Source organism: Hymenobacter sp. NBH84, from assembly GCF_014217645.1.
Classification (GTDB): Bacteria; Bacteroidota; Bacteroidia; order Cytophagales; family Hymenobacteraceae; genus Hymenobacter; species Hymenobacter profundi.
Genome location: NZ_CP043644.1, coordinates 2,119,800 through 2,139,709 on the forward strand (window position 1 = coordinate 2,119,800; position 19,910 = coordinate 2,139,709).

Below are 19,910 nucleotides of genomic sequence, written 5' to 3' on the forward strand. Positions count from 1 at the left end.
AGATACTTCTGGGCTGTTCGTCCAAAATATCCTCACACCCGGTCGCAGACATCGATATCACGGCTGCGCCAATCAGAAATTTTATAGTAGAGCGTTTCATGTCTGATTTTCTTAGAAAGTAAGGTTAAGGCCTGCCAGATAGGTGCGGGTGGCAGGCGCATTGGTACCCAAGGTCAGGATGCGGCTCAGGTTGCCGCTATAAGGCACGGCCGCGTTCTGGTCGCCGAACGAGTTGGTTTCCGGATCCATGCCCGACTCACGCTTGTAGGGCGAGAAGAATACGAAGGGGTTCTGAGCCGTCACGTAAAAACGCATTCTGCTCACGCCCTTGTTTTGCAACCAGCTGATATTATCGAAGTTATAGCCGAGGGTGATGGTGCGAATCTTCATATATGAGGCATCGAAGTAGCCCAGTGTGCTGCCGTATTTTGGATTGTCGCCGCTTCTAGGGCCAGCTGGGTTGGGGTATTTGGCATCCGTATTTTCAGGCGTCCAGTAATCCACCTTCACGTTTCCGCGACGACCAGTCAGCATGTTCAGGTAACCTGCCGAGCCGTAAATGGTACTGTTGAGCAGACCACCGTTTTGGAAGGCAGCCACTGCGCTCAGATCAAAGCCTTTGTAGGCAACCCGGGTATTAAATCCTCCCTGAAATTTGGGGTTAGTATCCAGAATCTGCCGGTCGGCTGCGCCAATGGCGCGGGTAGGAGTGCCATCCGCATTGTAGTCACCGGTATATTTTACCTTGATCATCCCTGCGGCTCCGCCGGGCTCCAGAATGTCCCGATATGGCTCTTCTTGCTGCCAGAGCCCTACTTTCTCATAGTCAAACACTACGTTGATTGGCTTGCCTACAAACCACCAGTTTCCCTCGTCCCGGGTTCGCTCGCCGGCCAGCGCCGTAATCTTGTTGCGGTTGGCGTACATGTTGACACCCGCTTCCCAGGTCCAGCCGTTGAGATTTTCCAGGATTACCCCGTTCAACGAAAGTTCAATGCCTTTATTCTGGGTGGAGCCCACGTTGGCCGTGTAGCTCCCTACGCCTGAGGTCGGCGGCAATCCTACACTAAGCAGTAGGTTTTCGGTTTTAGTAACGTAGTACTCAACCGTACCGGAAAGACGGTTGTTCAGGACCGCAAAATCCACCCCGTAGTTCCAGGTTTTCGAGTACTCCCAGCCCAATTTTGAGTTAGGCAACTGGGTTACAAATAGGCCGGTCTGGTAGTTGGTAGGGCCAAAGTTGTAGGGGCGGGTTGACAGCAGGCCCAAGGTAGCGTACGGTAAAACCGCCTGGTTTGACGTGACGCCGTAGCCAGCCCGGAATTTCAGCAGATTTATGGCCGTCACATCCTGCATGAACGACTCGCGGGCTACGTTCCAGCCTACTGATACAGCGGGATAGGTATTCCATTGGTAGCCCGGCGAGAGGCGCGAGGAACCGTCCGAACGAACCGTAGCCGACAGTAGATACCGGTCGTCGTAGGAATACATCACGCGGCCCATATAAGACAACAAACCAAATTTTTGGTACTGCTGGTCACCAGGGTTTACCGTGATTAAATCGGGCGTCGTCAGCCCCAGGTTGTAGAACTGGAAGGCGTCAGAAGGAATATCCCGGGCATTAATCTGCGACCGGTTAAACACGTTATTGGAAGCCGAGTATAGGGCCACCGCATTTATATTATGCTTGCCAGCAAAAGTGCGGTCGTAGGTCAGCAGGTTTTCGACGGTATAATCGGTCGTAACGGAGTTGCTAACCGAGGCCGTAGAAGGGTTAGTAGGATTGTCGGAGCCGATACCCTGCCCGGTATAAGAGCCACCCTGGCTCTGGCGGTAGTTTACCCCCAAATTGAGGCGATACTTCAATCCTTCTACTCCCGGAATCTTAAACTCCCCGTATATGGAGTTGTAGCTGGCTAGGCTTCGCGTTTGGCTCAACCATCTATCTTTATTAGCCTCTACGACATCTCTGGTATACACCCATTGGTTATCTGCCACCATGCTAATAACTCTTTTTAAAGAGCCGTCGGCGTTGTACGGATTGGCAATGGGGGTTGAGTTCAATGTACCGTATATGCCTACGTTGGAGCCTTCTGTTAGGCTATAGCTATTGTTTACTGTGAAACCCAACCGGACATATTTACCCACGCCCTGGTCTAGTCCTCCACGTACCGTATAGCGGGTGTACTGCTGGGTAGGGATTACGCCTTCTTCCTGGTAATAGCCCGCGTTGAAGTTGTACCGCCCATTCTGCGTGCCGCCGGAAATCCCCACGTTCTGGTTGATCTGCATCCCAGTTCGATAGAGCTTGTCCTGCCAATCGGTATCCACGTCAGGCGACTCATCCAGGCCGTACTGAACAGCGCCGGTGGCGGGGTTGGAGTACAGGCCCGCAGCCCGGCGAAGCTCCACAAACTCGGGCCCATTCATCATGGGGTATTTGGCGAAGAGTGTTTTCGCGCCCACAAACCCATCGTACACTACTTGCGCCTTCTGCCCAACTTTGCCCCGCTTGGTGGTTACCAGTACCACGCCGTTGGCTCCGCGCGAGCCGTAGATAGCGGTGGCCGAGGCATCTTTCAGAATGTCAACGCTCTGGATGTCGTTGGGGTTGATGTCGCCGATAGAGCCCGGGAACGGGATGCCGTCCAGTACGATCAGCGGATCATTACTAGCAGTAAGGGACCGTACCCCGCGGATGCGAATCTGCGTGGCAGCGCCCGGCTGCGAGGAGGTCTGCGAGAACTGCACACCCGGCAACCGGCCTTGCAGAGCCTGTGAGATGTTGGCCGAGGGCACTTCACGCAGATTTTCACCGCTGATAGAAGCCACTGAACCCGTTACGGCTTCTGCGCGCTGAGTACCATACCCCACCACTACTACCTCATCCAGCGCCTTGGTATCAGTTGCCAGCTTGATGTTCACAGTGGCGCCCGAAACAACTGCTTCCTGGCTTACATAACCGATAGCGCTGAATACCAGCGTGCTCCCAGCAGGAACCGACAGCGTATACTCCCCACTGCTATTGGTTGAGACGCCATTGGTGGTACCTTTTTGCAGAACCGTAACGCCTGGAATACCTTCGTTGCTATCTGCCCCGACAACCTGGCCGGAAACTGTTTGTGAGGCTTGCGCCATCACCTGCGCAGTCGGTAGAAACAGACTAACAGTGGGTAGTCCTACGGCCGCAAACAGCGGCAAACTCAGGCCTAAGACCGTTTTTCGTAATGGTGAATGCATGGTGGTAGGAATTTGGAAAAACATTAAAAACTAGAACCCAATAGAATTGCCGCCATCCACGGGCAGCGAGGCGCCGGTGATGTAGCGGGCCGCGTCGGAGGCCAGGAACACAGCGGCATTACCAATGTCCTCGGGCTGGCCAAACTTGCCCATGGGCGTGCGGCGCATGGCCCGGTCGCGGCGGTCGGGGTCGTTGTTCATGGCGGTGCGGCTCATGGCTGTTTCGATGAAGCCGGGTGCAATGGCATTCACCCGCACCCCAGCGCCTGAAAATTCCGAGGCCAGCACTTTTACCATCCCTTCCAAACCTGCCTTGGAGGCTGCATAGGCGGCTACTCGGTCGATGCCGTAGTAGGCGGCCATGGAGGAAATCATCAGAATTACGCCGCGCTGGCGGGCCATCATGCGGCGGGCGCACACGCGGGTGAGGGCAAATACCGCGTTCAAATTGGTGTGCACAATGCGGTCAAATTCCTCGTCGGTTACTTCCAGCGCGGGCTTCTTCATGTTGATACCGGCGTTGTTGACGAGGATATCCAGCGGGCCGTGCGCCGCCTCAATCTGCTCCACCAGTTCCTCCAGCGAAGTCCGCTCCGTCACGTCGTTTACCATGTAAGCGGCCCGTTCGCCCAAGCCGGCTACAGCCTCCTTCAGGACTTCCTCGCGGCGGCCGGTAATCACCACAGTAGCGCCGGCCGTGAGCATGCAGCGGGCTATTTCTAGCCCAATGCCGCTGCCACCGCCCGTAATAAGGGCCAGGCGGCCTTCCAGGGAGAAAACGTTATGCGGCTGCGCCGTCGGGTGCGACGCGTGGCCGTTAGAAGCAGGAGAAACCAAATGCGTGTTCATGTACCAGGAAGCCAGGCAATTGAAAATGAGAAAAATAACTAGCGAAGTTGATAGGTATCAACTTGTTCTTTAATGTCGGCTAGGGTGCGGGTGGGCGGCGGCAGGCCCGGCGGCAGCGGCCGGCGCGCTATGGATTGGAAGTAGAGCACGCAGGCATCGCGCCACCACAGGGCCTCGCGCTGCTGCACGTGCAGGCGAGCCGTCACGTCGGCGTGCAGGGCGGGGTCCACGGCGGGTTGCACCTGCGCCCACTGTTGCTGCATCCACTGCACCGAGTCAGCGCCGGTGTAGTAGCGAGTAGTGAGCTCGTTCCAAAGGGTGCGGCCGGTACTGAGTTTATAGTCCCAGGGCACGTGGTGAAACCAGAGCAGGTAGTTGAGCGGGCAGGTAGCCAACGTGCCCCATTGCTGCTGCACGGGCGGGTAGTAGAGGCTGAGGGCATTGCTACCCTGGGCGGTACGGTCGAAACCCAGGCCCTCGGCGTCGGCCCGGTGGTAGTACACGGCGGTCCAGTCGGGGCGGGCACTCTTGGCCAACCAGGGCTCGGGACCATAGTGCAACGTCTGCCCCATGATGTGGTGCAGGCCCATCGGCGTAGTATAGCGCACGTAAATGCTGCGCGACTGTTCCAGCAACGCCACAATGGTAGCAGCGGCCTTGGGTTCTTGGGTCAGCGTCATTTGCGTCCACTCTTGCGCAATAGCCTTAGCAGGTAGTGTATGGTCCCAGGCCAGGCGCCCGAAAGCGTACCAGTTGGCTTGGCCCATGGGGTGGCCCGTCCAGTTGCGGTCAGCGCCGATGTTGGCTACCCCGGCAATACCGCTGATGCGGTGCTGGTCTAAGCTGCCGTCTACCACCTTAGCCACTGTCGAGCCCGGTCCTTTAGCGTGGGTATCAGCTTCCAAGCATTCTTTGATCAGGGGAGCGAGGTACACTAGGTGGGTAGCAAAGCCCAGGTATTCCTGCGTAAGCTGCACTTCCAGCACCAGCGGGGTGCGGGGCATCTTGCCAAAAAGTGGGTGAAACGGCTCCCGCGCCTGAAAATCAATCGGCCCGTTTTTCACCTGCACTAGCACCTTGGGGTTGAACTGCCCATCCAATGGCTGAAATTCCTGGTAGGCTTCCTTGAAACGGTCGCCGCTCCCGTCGGCCTTGTAGACGAAAGCGCGCCACATCACAATGCCGTCGTGTTGGCCCAGGGCTTCGGCCAGCATGTTGGCGCCTTGGGCGTGGTTGCGGCCGTAGTCCTGCGGGCCTGGTTCGCCTTCAGAATTCGCCTTCACCACGAAGCCCCCAAAATCAGGCACGGCCCGGTAGATTTCGTCCATTTTGGCCGCCCACCAGCGCTTCACCTGTGGGTCCAATGGGTCGGAGGTGGGAAGGCCACCCAGTACTTTGGGCGCCGCCCAAAACACCGACAGATACACCCGAATACCATAGGGCCGCATTACGCCGGCCAGGGCGGCTACTTTGCGCAGGTACTCGGCCGTGAGCAGGCGGGGGCTGGCATTTACGTTGTTGAGCACTACCCCATTAATGCCAATAGAGGCATTGGCGCGGGCGTAGTCTTGGTAGCGTGGGTCGAGCACCTCGGGCAGTTCCTGCCATTTCCAGATGCTGGAGCCTGCATAGCCGCGCTCCACAGTGCCGTTGGGGTTATCCCAGTGATTGAGAAGGCGGTATTGAATTTTCGGCTGACTGCTCAGGTTGATGCCTGCCAGCGACTGACCGGTTTGCAAGTGACGCAGCAGCGCAAAGCTCCCGTAGAGCACACCCGCATCGGTAGGGCCGCTGATGCGGATGTTGCCGTCTTGGGTGGTTACCCGGTAGCCCTCACGGCCTAAGGCGGGGTCGGGGGCTACGGTTAGCAGAATCCCACCTTTGCCGCGCGCCTCCCCTACTGGCACCGCCTGCCCCAGCAGCGCTTGCAAACCCGTTTGCAGCTCGCGAGCAGCGGTTTGCAGGGTAGCCGACGCGTTAGCCGGCACAGCAATGAAGCGGGCATTGCGCAACGCCGCCTTACGCTGACTGGCCTCTGGCAACTGGTCGTACTTCAGCCACAGCCGGTAGCCATCGTCGGCGAGGCCACGGTGAGCGAGTAGACTTAGCAGCAGAAACAGAAGGTAGCGGTACGGCATACGAGGAGCGAATTGGTCAGCTACTCAGCCGGCCATCCTTGTGTCTTTTTATTTTGAAAATCAGCTAGTTATTTATTGTCAGCGCGCATCAACGGAGAGCATGGCAAGCGTCGATTTCTCTGCGGCGGCTTGGTCCGACAAGCTGCGGCGGATACCTAGCTCCAACCCGCGCAACTCGGCCAAGCCACGCAAGCGGCCAATAGCCGAGTAGCCAGGATAGGTGCGCTTTTCCAGGTCGTCGAGCATCTGGTGGCCGTGGTCGGGGCGCATGGGGAGGGTGGTTTTTTCTTCACCAGCAGCTTTCCGACGCAGTTCTTCTTCTACCAGCGCCCGCACCACAGCATACATATCCACGTCGCCGGTGAGGTGGTCGGCTTCGTGGAAGTTGCGCGGGTTTTCCTCACGCTTGGTGGAGCGCAGGTGCACAAAGTGGATGCGGTGCCCCAGGCGTTGTATCATGCCGGGCAGGTCGTTATCAGTGCGTATGCCCAGCGAGCCCGTGCAAAACGTGATGCCGTTGGCAGGCACGTCGCAGGCCGCGAGCAGGGCCGTGAGGTCGGCCTCGGTGCTCACCACACGGGGTAGACCCAGTAAGGGGTAGGGCGGGTCATCGGGGTGGATACACAGGCCGATGCCTAGTTCCTCGGCCACGGGAGCCACGGCCCGCACGAAGTAGTGCAGGTTCTCGCGCAGCGCAGCCGCGTCGATGGCAGCGTATTCGTTCAGTAAGGATTGAAACTGGTGCAGTTCAAACGCTTCCTCCGAGCCGGGCAGGCCCAGCAGCACTACGTTGGTGAGGAGTTGTACTTCCTCCGTTGTCATGGACGCAAACTGTTGGCGGGCGGCTTCGGCCACGGTGGGCTCGTAGTCGGCCTCGGCACCGGGACGGCGCAGAATGCACAAGTCGAACAAAGCAAAGTCCTGCCACACAAAGCGTAGCGCCCGCGAGCCGTCGGGCATGGGGTAGCTTAGGTTGGTGCGCGACCAGTCCAGCACGGGCATAAAGTTGTAGCACACCGTGCGGATACCACAGGCCGCCAAGTTGCGCAACGATTCCTGATAGGCGGCAATGTACTGGTCGCGGGTGGGGCGACCTTTCTTGATGTCCTCGTGTACGGGCAGGCTCTCCACCACCGCCCAGTGCAGGGGTGTCTGCTTGTCGTTGTCGGCTTCAATGAGTTGCTGACGCTCCTGAATAGCCTCTACGCTCCACACTGCGCCTACTGGCATTTGGTGCAGTGCTGTTACCACTCCCGCGCAGCCTGCCTGCCGCAAAGCAGCCAACGAAACCGGATCTTGCGGACCGAACCAACGCATGGTTTGCAACATGACCTTTACTTGTTATAATACAATTTTAAGACACATTACAGCTTTAGGCAGACGTATGAAGGCCTACGTTACTCTATTGCTTTTGTGCCTTAATTTCTGTCGAAGTTAACCATACAATCGTCTCCGCAAACGTTACAGTAACCCTCCAAATGACTGTTTGCATAAATAAAACTATCGTAAACGTTTTCGAAAACGGTTCCGATAGGTATTTTTTTCGTTACTTCGTCAAAAAAATATTTGTAGTTTATCTTTGAATAATGAAACGACTATTCCTGTGCGTTTATTTGTTTGATACTACTTCCCTTTCCCAAAATACCATTCAACTATGATGAAGTGTACCAAGTGCGGCTTAGCCGATTCTGTGATGCGGGCTGGGTTTATTCGGGGCCGCCAGCGTTACTTCTGCAAAGCCTGCGACTATCACTTCACTGATGCCGCCTCGGCCCCTCCTACCCCACCGCGCAAGCGCCACCAGACTACCATCAGCGATGTGGCCAAAGTGCTGGGCGTGGCGCCCTCCACCGTATCGCGGGCCATGAACGGACACACCGACATCAATGCCAACACGCGCCAAGCCATTCTGGAGGTAGCCCGCCAACTCGACTACCAGCCCAACTTATTGGCGCAGAGTCTGAAAAGCAGCGAAACCAATACTATTGGCGTGGTGATACCCGATATTGAACGGCCGTTTTTTGCTACGGCTGTCAGCGGTATTCAGCAAGTAGCAGCCGAGGCGGGCTACCGCGTGATGATCTGCCAGTCGAAGGAATCGTATCAAATGGAGGTGAGCAACGTGCAGGCGTTGGTAGCTAGCCGGGTAGACGGTCTGCTGATCTGCCATTCCCGCGAAACGGAAAATTTCGACCATGTGAAGCCGCCCGCCAGCCGGGGCATTCCGGTGGTGCATTTCGATAGAGTCAGCGACGAGATAGATAGCGCCAAAGTGATTCTGGACGACTGGCACGCCGCCTTTGTGCTCACGGAGCACCTAATTGAGCAGGGCTGCAGGCGCATTGCCATTCTGGCCGGACCTGCGTCGCTGCTCATCAGTCAGCAGCGGGAGGCGGGCTACCTCAGCGCCTTGCAGAAACACGGCCTGCCGATACTCGACGAATTACGCGCCCACATCAACTTCCGGTCTGAGGCAGCCGAAGCAGCCTTGGCTACCTGGCTGGTCCTACCCGAACCGCCGGACGCCATCTTCGCCATCAATTACACCAACGCCTTCGATCTGATTCTGGCCCTGAAACAGCGCAACCTCCGCGTGCCGCAAGACGTGGCCATTGTGGGCTTCGGCGACGAGTTTCTGGCGGCCCTTATCGAGCCAGGCCTCACCACCATCGACCTGCACCCCTACCGCATCGGGCAACAAGCGGCCCGTCTGTTCTTGGAGCAGGTACAGCAAAAGGAAAACTTCCAGCCCCGCACCTTCGTCATTGCCGGCGATTTAGTAGTGCGACAGTCGTCGTTGAAGAGGAGTTCTTAGGGGGTAGTAGGGTAGGAAGAAGATGTGTCATCCTGAGCACAGCGAAGGACCTTATGCCAGTTGAACGAGTCGTTGCTACGTCAATCGTTCTGCTGCCATAAGGTCCTTCGCTGTGCTCAGGATGACATATTTTCTTCCTACCCTACTACCCTAACTTACTCCCAACCGCCGCCCAGGGCGCGGTAGAGGTCTATGAGGAGCAGGAACTGCTCGCGACGGGTTTTGGTGATGTTCAACTCCGCCTCCAGCACGTTGCGCTGGGCCGTAATTACTTCGAGGTAAGATGAGTAATTCACGCCGTAGAGGTCGTTGGAGATGTCAACAGCTTTGTTGAGGGCTTCCACTTCTTGCTGCTGTAACTCGTACATGCGCTGGTAGTTCTCAATGCCTTTCAGGTTGGTTACCACTTCCTCAAAGCCGGTTTGCACGGCTTTTTGATACTCATAGTAGGCTGTGCGTTGCTCGGCGGCGCTACGGGCATAATCGGCGCGGAGGGGGGCGCGATTCAGGATGGGGCCTGTGAGGCCCCCCAACAGGCCATAGGCCAAAGAGCTAGGATTCAGCAATACGGAGGTGCGGTAGGCATTAAAGCCTACGTAGGGCGTGAGCACCAGCGAGGGTAGGAAGGCAGCGCGGGCGGCGGCCACGTCGGCTTTGGCCGCCGTTAGCTCCAGCTCGGCCTGCTGTACATCGGGGCGACGCAGGAGCATGGTAGCGGGCACACCGGCGGCCACGCTGGCGGGCAGGGGCTGCACGCCAATAGGCTCGCCGCGGGTGATGGGCTGCGGGTAGCGCCCCAGCAAGCGGTTCAGCTCATTCTCGGCGGCTACCACGCGCTGCCGGGCTTCGTATTGTAGGCTGCGTGTACGCAGGAGCTGAGCAATAAACTGCTGCACAGCTAGCTCCGTGGCGCGGCCACCGGCCTTTTGGATCTTCACAATCTCCACGGCGCGCTCCTGCAATGCCCGGTTTTTGCCTAGCACTACTAGCTCGTTATCGAGAGCCAACAGGGTGTAGTAGAGGCGAGCTACTTCGGCCACCAAGGCCGTTTGCACGAACTGACGACCTTTTTCGGTGGCTAGCACGCGCAGGAAGGCGGCGCGGCGGCGGTTGCGTAGCTTACCCCAGATATCTAATTCCCAAGCGCTACGCAGGCCCAGAAAGAAATCGGGGGTAGGGTTTGGGATAAGGCGACGACCATCAATGTTAGGCGACAGGTTGGTGTCGTAGTTGCCGGTGCCGTTGAGGGTGTATTTGCCGTAGCGCTCCACCCCGGCCGATGCCACACCTGTGATGGCCGGCAGCAGAGCACCGCGCGTAATAAACACGTTGGCACGCGCTGCCTCTACACGTTGCATGGCAATGCCCAGATCCGGGTTGGAGCGAATAGCGGTATCGAGCAACGCAACCAGGTTGGGGTCAGCAAAGAAGTGCTGCCACTGCTGGTTGGCCATGCTCACCGTATCGGTGACGCTGGTAGTATCCGTGACGGTGCCGAAGGTAGTGGGGATGGGGGTAGCACGGGGCATGGTCACCGGGCCTACCGAGCGGCAGCTACCAGCTAGCAACAGTGCCAGACTAGCAGCCAAGGGTAGGAAACGGCGGGTCATAGAAGATGGGTTCATGCAGGTATGGAGGAGAGAAGGCAGCGGCAGCGACGGTCTTCTGCTGGGCGTATGGTTTGGGTTGTTGGAGGCTAGTAGCTAGGCAGTGAATAAAACCAGAAGTTAGAAGCCAAGGCCTAGGGTTAGTTTCCCTCCTTTTCAAGGAAGGGTGCCCGCAGGGCGGGGTGGTAAAACTGTTAGAACGATGCTAAGCCTAGTAAGTCAAAGAGTAGATAAAACTAATCCTAGATATCGTTCTGATGACTTTTACCACGCCCTACCCCCTCCTTGAAAAAGGAGGGGAATTTGTTCTAACTTCTCAAAGCATTAAGCTATAGCGTGGGCGGTTTCTTCGGCTACAGGTTCCACTGGGCTGTGCTTGTCTTCCACAGGCTCTTTCTTCTCCCGCGAAAACAGCACGTACAGCCCCGGAATCAGAATTACCCCCACCAGCGTGCCGATGAGCATACCACCCGCTGCCGCCGTACCAATACTGCGGTTGCCGAGGGCACCGGCGCCGGTGGCAATCGTGAGCGGCAGCAGACCGGCAATGAAGGCGAAGGAGGTCATCAGGATGGGGCGTAGGCGGGAGTAGCCGCCTTCCACGGCCGCATCCAGGATAGATGCGCCTTGCTTGCGGCGCAGCACCGCAAACTCGATGATGAGGATGGCGTTTTTACCCAGCAAACCAATCAGCATTACCAGCGACACCTGGGCGTAGATGTTGTTTTCCAGCCCCAGCAATTTCAGGAACAAGAACGCCCCGAAAATACCGGCCGGCAAGCTCAGAATAACCGGCAGCGGCAGCAGGAAACTTTCGTACTGAGCGGCTAGCAGCAGGTACACAAACAGGAGCACCACCGCAAACACATACAGGGCCTGGTCGCCGGACAGTACCTGCTCGCGCGTCATACCCGACCACTCGTAGGTGTAGCCGCGGGGCAGTTCCTCGGCGGCTACCCGCGCTACGGTGTTAATCACGTCGCCGGAGGAGAAGCCGTTGGCGGCGTCGCCGTTCAGCATGGCCGAGGTATACATGTTATAGCGCGTAAGCTGCTCAGGGCCGTATACACGCTCCAAACGAACGAAGGTGGAGTAGGGCACCATCTCGCCCCGGTTGTTTTTCACGTACATCTTCAGCACGTCCTCGGGCTTGGTACGGAAGCTAGGTGCAGCCTGCACCATCACCTTATACATCTGCCCGAAGCGGATAAAGTTAGAGGCGTAGAACGAGCCCATCAGCGTTTGCAGCGTGCTCATGGCTTTATCAATGGTCACGCCTTTTTTGGCGGCCTGCTCCTGGTCTACGTGAATAAGGTACTGCGGGAAGCTGGCGTCGAAGCTGGTGAAGGCCGAGCCCACAGCGGGCGTCTTTTGCAGGGCCGCAATAAACTCGTTCGAGACACGGGCGGTCTGTTGCAGGTCGCCGCGACCGGTGCGGTCCAAAAGGCGCAGCTCGAAGCCGCTGGAGTTACCGAAGCCCGGCACCGTGGGCGGGGGTAGAAACTGAATATCGGCGTCTTTGAGGTGGCGGGTTTTCTCCTCCAGAATGGCAATCAGGTCCTGCACCGACTCCTTGCGGTCGTCCCAGGTTTTCAGGTTGATCATGCCCATGCCGTACGACGAGCCAGCTACCTCCGTAGTCAGGCTATACCCGGCCAGCGTCGATACCGACTCTACCGGCTCCAACTTCGCGGCGATGCGCTGTACCTCGTCGAGTATTTTTTCCGTGCGCTCCACGGTAGCGCCGGGCGGCGTGGTCACGTTCACGTAAATCATACCCTGGTCCTCGGTTGGGATGAAGCCGGTGGGTAGGATGGTGGTGATGCCGTATGTGGCGACAAAGAATACCAGCATCAGCCCAATGGTTACTACGCGGCGGTTGGCCACCACGCGCACCAGCTTCTGGTAGCGCAGGGCCAGGCCCTCGTAGTAGCGGTTGAACCCGCCGAAGAAGCGACCCAGCAGACCTTTTTGCTCACCCTCGGGGGCATGACGCAGCAACAGCGCACACAGAGCCGGCGTGAGCGTGAGGGCGTTGATACCCGAAATCACAATGGAAAACGCTAGCGTGAGCGAGAACTGGCGGTAGAACACACCCACCGGACCATCCATGAATGATACCGGCACGAACACCGCCGACATCACCAGCGTGATGGCGATAATAGCGCCGCCAATCTCGTGCATGGCCGCAAACGTGGCCTCCTTCGGACTCATGTGGTCCTCGGTCATCTTCACGTGCACGGCCTCCACCACCACAATGGCGTTATCGACCACAATACCAATGGCCAGCACTAGCGCAAACAGCGTGAGCAGGTTGATACTAAAGTCCAGCAGCTGCATGAAAAACAGCGTACCAATGAGCGCAACCGGCACGGCCAGGGCCGAAATGAGGGTAGAGCGCCAGTCTTGCAGGAAGATGAACACCACTAGGAACACCAGCACAAACGCCTCCACCAGCGTGCGCAGCACCTCGTGAATACTGGCATCGAGGAAGCGCGACACGTCGTAGGCAATGTTGTAGGTCATGCCGGGCGGGAAGCTCGTGCCTTTCAGCTCGGCCATGCGCTTCTTCACGTTTTCGATTACCTCCGAAGCGTTGGAACCGGGACGTTGCTTGAGCATGATGGCCGCCGAGGGCCGCCCGTCAATCTTGGAGGTCATGCCGTAGTTCAGCGAGCCGAACTCGATGCGGGCCACGTCCTTGAGGCGCAGCACCGAGCCATCGGGGGTAGCGCGCACCACAATGTTTTCGTACTGCTTGGGCTCGAACAGCTTACCCGTGTAGCGTAGCACGTATTGTAGTTCCTGGCCGGCCTCGCCCGAGCTTTCGCCCGATTTGCCGGGGGCCGCCTCCACGTTTTGCGCCCGGATGGCCTCAATCACCTCGTCGGCCGATACGTTCAGGGCCACCATGCGGTCGGGCCGCAGCCACACTCGCATGGAGTACTCACGCGAGCCCATGATTTCGGCGAATCCTACCCCGTCAATCCGCTTCAGCTCCTGCAACACGTTGATATCGGCGAAGTTGTAAATAAACCTCTCCCCCACCGCCTTATCATCGCTCATGATGTTGAGGTAGAGCAGCATACTGTTCACCTCTTTCTCGGTACTTACACCCGCCTTAATTACCTCTTCCGGCAGTTCGTCAATCACCGTCTGCACGCGGTTTTGCACGTTCACGGCCGCCAGGTCGGGGTCGGTGCCTACCTGGAAGAACACGGTGATGAGCGTGATGCCGCTGTTGGTACTCACTGAGGTGAGGTAGGACATGCCCGGCACGCCGTTGATGGCGCGTTCCAGGGGCGTGGCTACTGCTTTGGTACACACCTCCGCGTTGGCACCGGTGTAGCGCGCCGTCACCGTCACCGATGGGGGCACGATGTCGGGAAACTGCGTGATGGGCAGCTGAATCAGGGCCAGCAGGCCCAGAAACACGATAACCAACGAAATAACCAGCGACAGTACCGGCCGGCGAATGAATATGTCGAACATAGAGGAGGGTAGGAATGCTTAGGTGAGGTAGTGGGTGGGAGGCTGGAAACTAGGGCTAAAAGCTAGGCTAGTTCCCCTCCTTAACAGAGGAGGGGAGTTCGTTCTAACTACTGAGCTTCAGCCAGCAGCGTTTTCATAGTCACGGGTCGGGACTGAATGGTATTGCCGTCGCGCAGGTCCTGCACGCCTTCGTACACAATTCGTTCACCGGCTTTCAGACCCGATTTCACTACATAGAAGTCCGACAAACGGGCTTGGGGTGTGAACGACTGCTGCTTGATCTTGCCATTTTGTCCCACCACAAACACGTAGTTTTTATCCTGCGTCTCAAACACGGCGCGTTGCGGAACCAGCAACGCGTCTTTCACCTCGTTCTGAAGGCGCACCCGGCCGCTGGCATTGTGCTTCAGCAGCCCTTCGGGGTTGGGAAAACGCGCCCGGAAGGCAATAGAGCCAGTAGTTTCCTCAAACTCGCCTTCCATGGTTTCAATGCGGCCGCCGTGGCGGTAGGGCGTGCCGTCGGCCAGCACCAGCGTCACGCTATCGTGGCCAGACTTCTTGGTGCGCTGGCGGGTTTTTGCGTACTCCAGGTATTCATTTTCAGCCACATTGAAGTAGGCGTACACAGCGCCCAGGTCCGATACGCTGGTCAGCAACGTACCATTGTCGACGAGGCTACCCGTTTTCAGCGGAATCCGATCGATGATGCCATCGAAGGGCGCTTTGATAAGCGTGTAGGACAAGTTGAAGTTGGCATTGGCCTGTGTGGCCCGCGCCTCCCGCACCATCGCCTGTGCCGCTCTCAGTTTGGCCTGGGCCACATCCAGCTCCGAGGAAGCAATGATGTTTTTCTTCACCAGCATCTGCACGCGGTTCAGCTCCAGCTCTGCTACCTGTTCCTGGGCTTGGGCGTTGCGCACGTTGGCCGCCGAGCTAGCCAGGCGCTCTTTGTACTCGCTCGCATTGATGCGGAACAAGGGTTGGCCTTTCTTCACAACCTGGCCTTCATCCACGTAAATGTGCTCCAGAAAACCAGGTACCCGCGCCCGCACATCCACGTTGCGCACTGCTTCAATATCGGCCACGTAATCGTGGTGGAGCACGGTGTCGCGGGGGGCGAGTTGCACTACCGGCACCTCCGGCACATCCGATTTGTTGGTATCGGCCTGGCTTTTTTCAGAGCAGCTACCTAGCGTAGCAGCAGCCAACGGTAAAACAAACCAGAAAAACTGGCGGAAAGAGGAATCCGAAAGAGACACGGAGAGAAAGTAAAAAGGTGTAGGAGGATTGATTCACAAACAAAAAAGCGGCTCGTAGTCATCTGAGACCAGAGGCAGCAGCCGTTGCCGGCAACTTGCTGGCGGCTTCACTTACCAGTAAACTGTCCTTACGTAGATGCTCGGCCTGACAGCGAGCCAACATGGCACGCGTGAGGCGTAGTTCTTCAATGGCATTGGGCACGCTGGGCAACTCCTCGTCTTCATCTTCGTCGTCGGAACCCAGCCAGCCTACCCAGGCGGTGTCGTTCTGCGGCAGCACGAGGTAGCAATTCAGCCCCGTTGACAGCAGCAGGGCTCCCAACAGCAGCCAAATCAGCATGATGTGCCGGCTATCTTGTTGCATTCGGTTTTCGGGCTTGTGTACTACAAAGCAACCGCTGCGACGTTAGAGCCGTCTTAGAATAACATTAGAAAAGATTAAAAAAGACCGCAACCGAGATAAAGTGGCTGGTCTATCTAGGGCGCGACGTTGCGCCGAGCGCACGGCGCCGGAACAGTTCTACCGCGAATAATCCCTCCTACAGTAGAGCGGATTTCAGCGTATCGTGTCGCATAATTATACCAGCCAAATCAGTTTTTAGCGGTCCGCTTGCTGATTCAGTCGGCCGTAACGCTACGCACAGCTCGCCAGCCGGTATTTTCTGTTTTTCGGTAGACTCAGATAGGAAAGAATCGAGATAAAGGCGCGGCGCTACCGGCTCCGGCTGGCGCCGCGGCTACCGCTGGATTTGCCTTTAGCCGGTTTGCCGGCCCCCTTGGCCGGGCGCTTGGCGTCGCCCTGGGGGCCGCTTTTCGGGCCGGTCGATTTACCGGGTCGGGGGCCGGCCTTGTCGGTAGGCCGACCGGAGGCGACGCTGCGGCCGGCCGTAACCAGCCGCTTGGGCTTCGCGCCAGGCCGCGTAGTGTCTTTGTCGAGCCAGGTGCCGGCAGGAAGGGACTTGGCTTTGCGAGGAGCGTCGTCACGCAGGGAGGGGTCGAAGGCGGGACGCACGATATCGGCCCGGCCGATGGTCGGGCGATTTGTTTTGGGGCCCGAACGGTCGCCCCACTGATCGGCCGTGGATACGACTTTGCGGCGGCGCGGCGTGCGGCCATCGTCGGTGCCTTTCGAGTCTTCAATCATCTCAAACAGCACCTTCAGCTCCTTTTCGCGTAGTTCGCGCCATTCGCCGGGGCCCAGGCCCTTGATGCTGATGTTCATGACGCGGATGCGCTCCAACTGCACCACTTCGTAGCCGAAATATTCGCACATGCGCCGAATCTGGCGGTTCATGCCCTGTATCAGCGTCAGCCGAAAAATGTAGGGCGTTTCCTTCACCACCTTGCATTTCTGGGTCATCACGCCCAAAATGGGCACTCCATTTTGCATGGCTTCCAGAAAATCATCCTTGATGGGCTTGTCTACCATCACGATGTATTCCTTCTCGTGCTGGTTGCCGGCGCGCAGGATTTTGTTGACGATGTCGCCGTTGCTGGTCAGCAGCAGCAGGCCCTGCGACTCCTTATCGAGGCGGCCGATGGGGAAGATGCGCACCGTGTGCTTAATGGCTCGGATGACGTTGTCCTTCACGCCCAAATCAGTGGTCGTGACGATGCCGGGGGGTTTGTTGTAGGCCAGGTACACCGCCTCCTCCTCGGGCCGGGGCTCGATGTGGACACCGTTCACCACTACCCGGTCGCGGCTCGTTACCTGGTCGCCGATGGCGGCGCGCTTGCCGTTCACCGTCACGTTGCCTTGCTCGATGTGGCGGTCGGCTTCGCGGCGCGAGCACACGCCACTTTCGCTGATGTATTTATTGAGTCGGGTTGCCATAGTAGTAGAGCGTAACGCGGGGTGCGGGGTACTTAGACCAGCGATAAAAAAAGCAGTGACCAGCCCGCTGCGGGTCGGCTGCCGGCAAAGATACGGCTAACCTCGCAGGGCATTTCGATTGAAGTAAGGAATCTAGCGTGGATTTCAGCGTGGCGCATGCGGTAACCACACAGGTCAAACTAGTTTTGGCGACTCCTACCCTACCTCCTGCATGGCGGCCAGCAGCACCGTAGCCGTGGTACCCGCGCCGGGCTCTGACGCCAGCGTGAGCTGCCCGCCGTGGCGCTGCACAATCTTGCGGGTGATGGGTAGGCCCAGGCCGTGGCCGGGCATGTGGCGGCCACTTTCACCACGATACAACGGCTCAAACACGTGCGTCAGCTCGGCTGGGCTCATGCCTTTTCCAGCATCAGTGATGGTGAGGCGCAGAGTAGCAGAATCGGCGTAGCCCAGGGTACTACTCACAGCGCCCGCCGAGTATTTGCAAGCATTATCCAATAGGTTGAACACCACAGTGGTCAGCAATTGAGCGTTGCCCAGCACCATAAACGGGTCTTCTACCTCTTCAGGCAAATCGTCGAAATCCAGGCGGATGGTACGGGTAGGGTACTTGGTCTTGCACAGCGTCAGGGCCTGGGTCACGCATTCATCCAGGCGTACGGGCTCCCTTCGGAACGCCGTGTCATCGGCCTTGGCTAGGGCCAGCAGGTCGTTGGTGAGGGCAATGAGGCGGCGAATTTCCTCCATCGCCGACGCGGTACTCTGGCGGGCTTCGCTCAGGTCGTGGTCGTAGGCCAAGGAGGTTTCCAGCGTGCCCAGCAGGTTGGCCAGGGGCGTGCGCAGCTCGTGCGAGGCGTGCGACAAGAAGCTTTTCTGCGATTCGAAAGCTTGCTCCAGCCCGCTCAACATCTCGTTGAAGGTGATGGCCAGCTGTGCGATTTCGTCGCGGCGGTTGCCCTCGGCCACGCGCCGGCTCAGGTTGGAGGCCGTGATGCGCTTTACCTGCCGCACCACGCGGGCAATGGGGCGTAGGGCCTGGTCGGTGAAGTACCAGCCGGCCAGAATAATCAGCACCAGCGCACCCAGATTGCCTACCAGCAGCAGCAGCCGCAGCTTGGCAAATTCCCGCGCCCCAAACACATCCTGCCCCACCAGCAACACGCGGTAGCTCCGGCCCTGATGTTGATACAGTATCCCTACCCCCTCGCGCCCGCCCAGCTGAAAGTGCGCTGGGCGTGTGCTTCTAATTTGATTGAGATACACAGAATCGGGTAGGGGGCGCAGTGACTTGCCTAGCCCGTATACCAGCTGATTCTGCTCGTCGTAGATGCCGATGTATTCCTGGTGCATGGTCAGCAGGTCGGCGCGGCGGAAAGTGCGCAGCACGGCCGTATCCAGGTTGGCCCGCCGGATGAGCAGCCGCGCCGCCAGCACCGCCTTTCCCTCCAGACGATGGTAGTAGCGCTGCTCCCGCGAAAACGAACTGAAGTAGTAAATAAACGCCGACAGCGCCAGCTGAATGCCTACCACCAGCAGCGTAAAGCGCAACAACAGCTTATTCCGAATCAGCAAAGGAGAAGTGGTGAAATTGTGAGCGGTGAAGTTGTAAGATGATGAATTGTCTGGTCATACTGAGCGTAGGCACAGCCGGAGTCGGAGTATCTCTACTGATAGTAATTCCCGATGACAGCAGCGAAGCGGTAGAGATGCTTCGACAGGCTCAGCATGACAAGACAACTTCACTCCCTACCCTTCCCGCATCACGTAGCCCATGCCTACCATCGTATGAATGAGCTTGATAGGGTAGCCTTTGTCGAGCTTTTTACGCAGGTAGCTCACGTACACATCAATGACGTTGGTGTTGGTGTCGAAGTTCAGTTCCCACACCTTCTCGGCAATATCCACCCGCGAAATCACCTTGCCACGATTCAGCAGCAGATATTCCAGCAGGGCATACTCCTTGGTAGTCAGCTCGATGCGCTGGCCGCCGCGGGTCACGATTTTCGATTCTAGGTTTAGTTCCAGGTCGGCAATGCGCAGTATCCGCTGCACGGTGCTGGCCTCGGTGGCGCGGCGCGTGAGCACGCGGGTGCGCAGCAGCAGTTCCTTGAACTCGAAGGGTTTCACGAGGTAGTCGTCGGCGCCGGCCTCGAACCCCAGCACCTTGTCGTCGAGGCTATCGAGGGCGGTGAGCAGCAGCACGGGCACCGTGGGGTGCAGCTGCCGACTCAGGCGGCACAGCTCCAGCCCATTGAGGTAGGGCAGGTTCACGTCCAGAATCACCAGCGCGTAGCTGTTCTGCCGCAGCAGCGACTGGCCCACGCGCCCATCATAGGCCACTTCAATATCGTAGCCTTCATTGGCAAAGCCTTTCTGGATAAAAGAGGCCAGCTTGGGTTCGTCTTCGACGAGCAGCAGTTTCATGGGGCAAAGATATGAGGGTATGGGGGAAGGTATGGGGGTGTGAGTGGGGTAGGTCGTCTGTCATCCTGAGCGCAGCGAAGGACCTTATCACGTGAGAACGAGTCGTTGTTGAGTCAGTCGTTCAACTGGCACAAGGTCCTTCGCTACGCTCAGGATGACAGACAACCTAGCCTCACACCTCTACACCCTCACACCCTCTTACCCTGACACCCTCCTACCCTCACACCTCCCTACCCTTCTCCCCCGCTCCTT

At 58.0% G+C, this 19,910-nt stretch carries 12 protein-coding genes; 1 reads left to right on the top strand and 11 read right to left on the bottom strand.

Going from position 1 to position 19,910, the window contains the following annotated elements; genetic code table 11:
* Positions 1-111: 111 nt before the first annotated feature.
* The 4 genes from F1C16_RS08890 to uxuA all read right to left on the bottom strand — a co-directional run bounded on the left by F1C16_RS08890 (position 112) and on the right by uxuA (position 7,556).
* Positions 112-3,240 (bottom strand): TonB-dependent receptor, encoded by a 3,129-nt coding sequence (locus F1C16_RS08890; RefSeq protein WP_185283968.1) that lies wholly within the window; start codon positions 3,238-3,240, stop codon positions 112-114.
* Between the two features lie 30 nt (positions 3,241-3,270).
* Complete coding sequence (locus tag F1C16_RS08895) at positions 3,271-4,089, bottom strand: SDR family NAD(P)-dependent oxidoreductase (protein ID WP_185283969.1); 819 nt, start codon at positions 4,087-4,089, stop codon at positions 3,271-3,273.
* 38 nt (positions 4,090-4,127) lie between these two features.
* Positions 4,128-6,227, bottom strand: a complete 2,100-nt coding sequence (locus F1C16_RS08900; RefSeq protein WP_185283970.1) for an alpha-glucuronidase family glycosyl hydrolase — start codon at positions 6,225-6,227, stop codon at positions 4,128-4,130.
* Positions 6,228-6,305: 78 nt separating this feature from the next.
* A complete protein-coding gene (gene uxuA / locus F1C16_RS08905) occupies positions 6,306-7,556 on the bottom strand; it encodes a mannonate dehydratase (RefSeq protein WP_185283971.1) in 1,251 nt (416 codons plus the stop codon).
* A 325-nt stretch (positions 7,557-7,881) separates the two neighbouring features.
* Between uxuA and F1C16_RS08910 the strand changes: the two genes are divergently transcribed.
* Positions 7,882-9,042: a LacI family DNA-binding transcriptional regulator gene (locus F1C16_RS08910; protein WP_185283972.1), complete on the top strand. Its 1,161-nt coding sequence runs from the start codon at positions 7,882-7,884 to the stop codon at positions 9,040-9,042.
* 155 nt (positions 9,043-9,197) lie between these two features.
* Here the strand turns inward: F1C16_RS08910 and F1C16_RS08915 are convergent, their stop codons facing one another.
* The 7 genes from F1C16_RS08915 to F1C16_RS08945 form a co-directional block, all read right to left on the bottom strand.
* Entirely contained in the window at positions 9,198-10,667 is a 1,470-nt protein-coding gene (locus tag F1C16_RS08915) for a TolC family protein (RefSeq protein WP_185283973.1), read from the bottom strand.
* 306 nt (positions 10,668-10,973) lie between these two features.
* Positions 10,974-14,141, bottom strand: coding sequence for an efflux RND transporter permease subunit (locus tag F1C16_RS08920; protein ID WP_185283974.1), 3,168 nt, complete (start codon positions 14,139-14,141; stop codon positions 10,974-10,976).
* Positions 14,142-14,248: 107 nt separating this feature from the next.
* A complete protein-coding gene (locus F1C16_RS08925) occupies positions 14,249-15,400 on the bottom strand; it encodes an efflux RND transporter periplasmic adaptor subunit (protein WP_185283975.1) in 1,152 nt (383 codons plus the stop codon).
* 58 nt (positions 15,401-15,458) lie between these two features.
* On the bottom strand, positions 15,459-15,764 hold the full coding sequence (locus tag F1C16_RS08930) for a hypothetical protein (protein WP_185283976.1): 306 nt from the start codon (positions 15,762-15,764) through the stop codon (positions 15,459-15,461).
* Positions 15,765-16,112: 348 nt separating this feature from the next.
* Positions 16,113-17,234 (bottom strand): 23S rRNA pseudouridine(2604) synthase RluF, encoded by a 1,122-nt coding sequence (gene rluF / locus F1C16_RS08935; protein WP_185283977.1) that lies wholly within the window; start codon positions 17,232-17,234, stop codon positions 16,113-16,115.
* 195 nt (positions 17,235-17,429) lie between these two features.
* Positions 17,430-18,806, bottom strand: coding sequence for a HAMP domain-containing sensor histidine kinase (locus F1C16_RS08940; RefSeq protein ID WP_185283978.1), 1,377 nt, complete (start codon positions 18,804-18,806; stop codon positions 17,430-17,432).
* Positions 18,807-18,980: 174 nt separating this feature from the next.
* A complete protein-coding gene (locus F1C16_RS08945) occupies positions 18,981-19,658 on the bottom strand; it encodes a response regulator transcription factor (protein WP_185283979.1) in 678 nt (225 codons plus the stop codon).
* Positions 19,659-19,910 lie beyond the last annotated feature (252 nt).

What these genes read in the sequence shown, in the direction of transcription:
- F1C16_RS08895 (WP_185283969.1), bottom strand. Translation starts at nt 4,089, where the DNA reads ATGAACACGCATTTGGTTTCTCCTGCTTCTAACGGCCACGCGTCGCAC.
- F1C16_RS08900 (WP_185283970.1), bottom strand. Translation starts at nt 6,227, where the DNA reads ATGCCGTACCGCTACCTTCTGTTTCTGCTGCTAAGTCTACTCGCTCAC.
- uxuA (WP_185283971.1), bottom strand. Translation starts at nt 7,556, where the DNA reads ATGTTGCAAACCATGCGTTGGTTCGGTCCGCAAGATCCGGTTTCGTTG.
- rluF (WP_185283977.1), bottom strand. Translation starts at nt 17,234, where the DNA reads ATGGCAACCCGACTCAATAAATACATCAGCGAAAGTGGCGTGTGCTCG.
- F1C16_RS08910 (WP_185283972.1), top strand. Translation starts at nt 7,882, where the DNA reads ATGATGAAGTGTACCAAGTGCGGCTTAGCCGATTCTGTGATGCGGGCT.
- F1C16_RS08890 (WP_185283968.1), bottom strand. Translation starts at nt 3,240, where the DNA reads ATGCATTCACCATTACGAAAAACGGTCTTAGGCCTGAGTTTGCCGCTG.
- F1C16_RS08920 (WP_185283974.1), bottom strand. Translation starts at nt 14,141, where the DNA reads ATGTTCGACATATTCATTCGCCGGCCGGTACTGTCGCTGGTTATTTCG.
- F1C16_RS08945 (WP_185283979.1), bottom strand. Translation starts at nt 19,658, where the DNA reads ATGAAACTGCTGCTCGTCGAAGACGAACCCAAGCTGGCCTCTTTTATC.
- F1C16_RS08915 (WP_185283973.1), bottom strand. Translation starts at nt 10,667, where the DNA reads ATGAACCCATCTTCTATGACCCGCCGTTTCCTACCCTTGGCTGCTAGT.
- F1C16_RS08930 (WP_185283976.1), bottom strand. Translation starts at nt 15,764, where the DNA reads ATGCAACAAGATAGCCGGCACATCATGCTGATTTGGCTGCTGTTGGGA.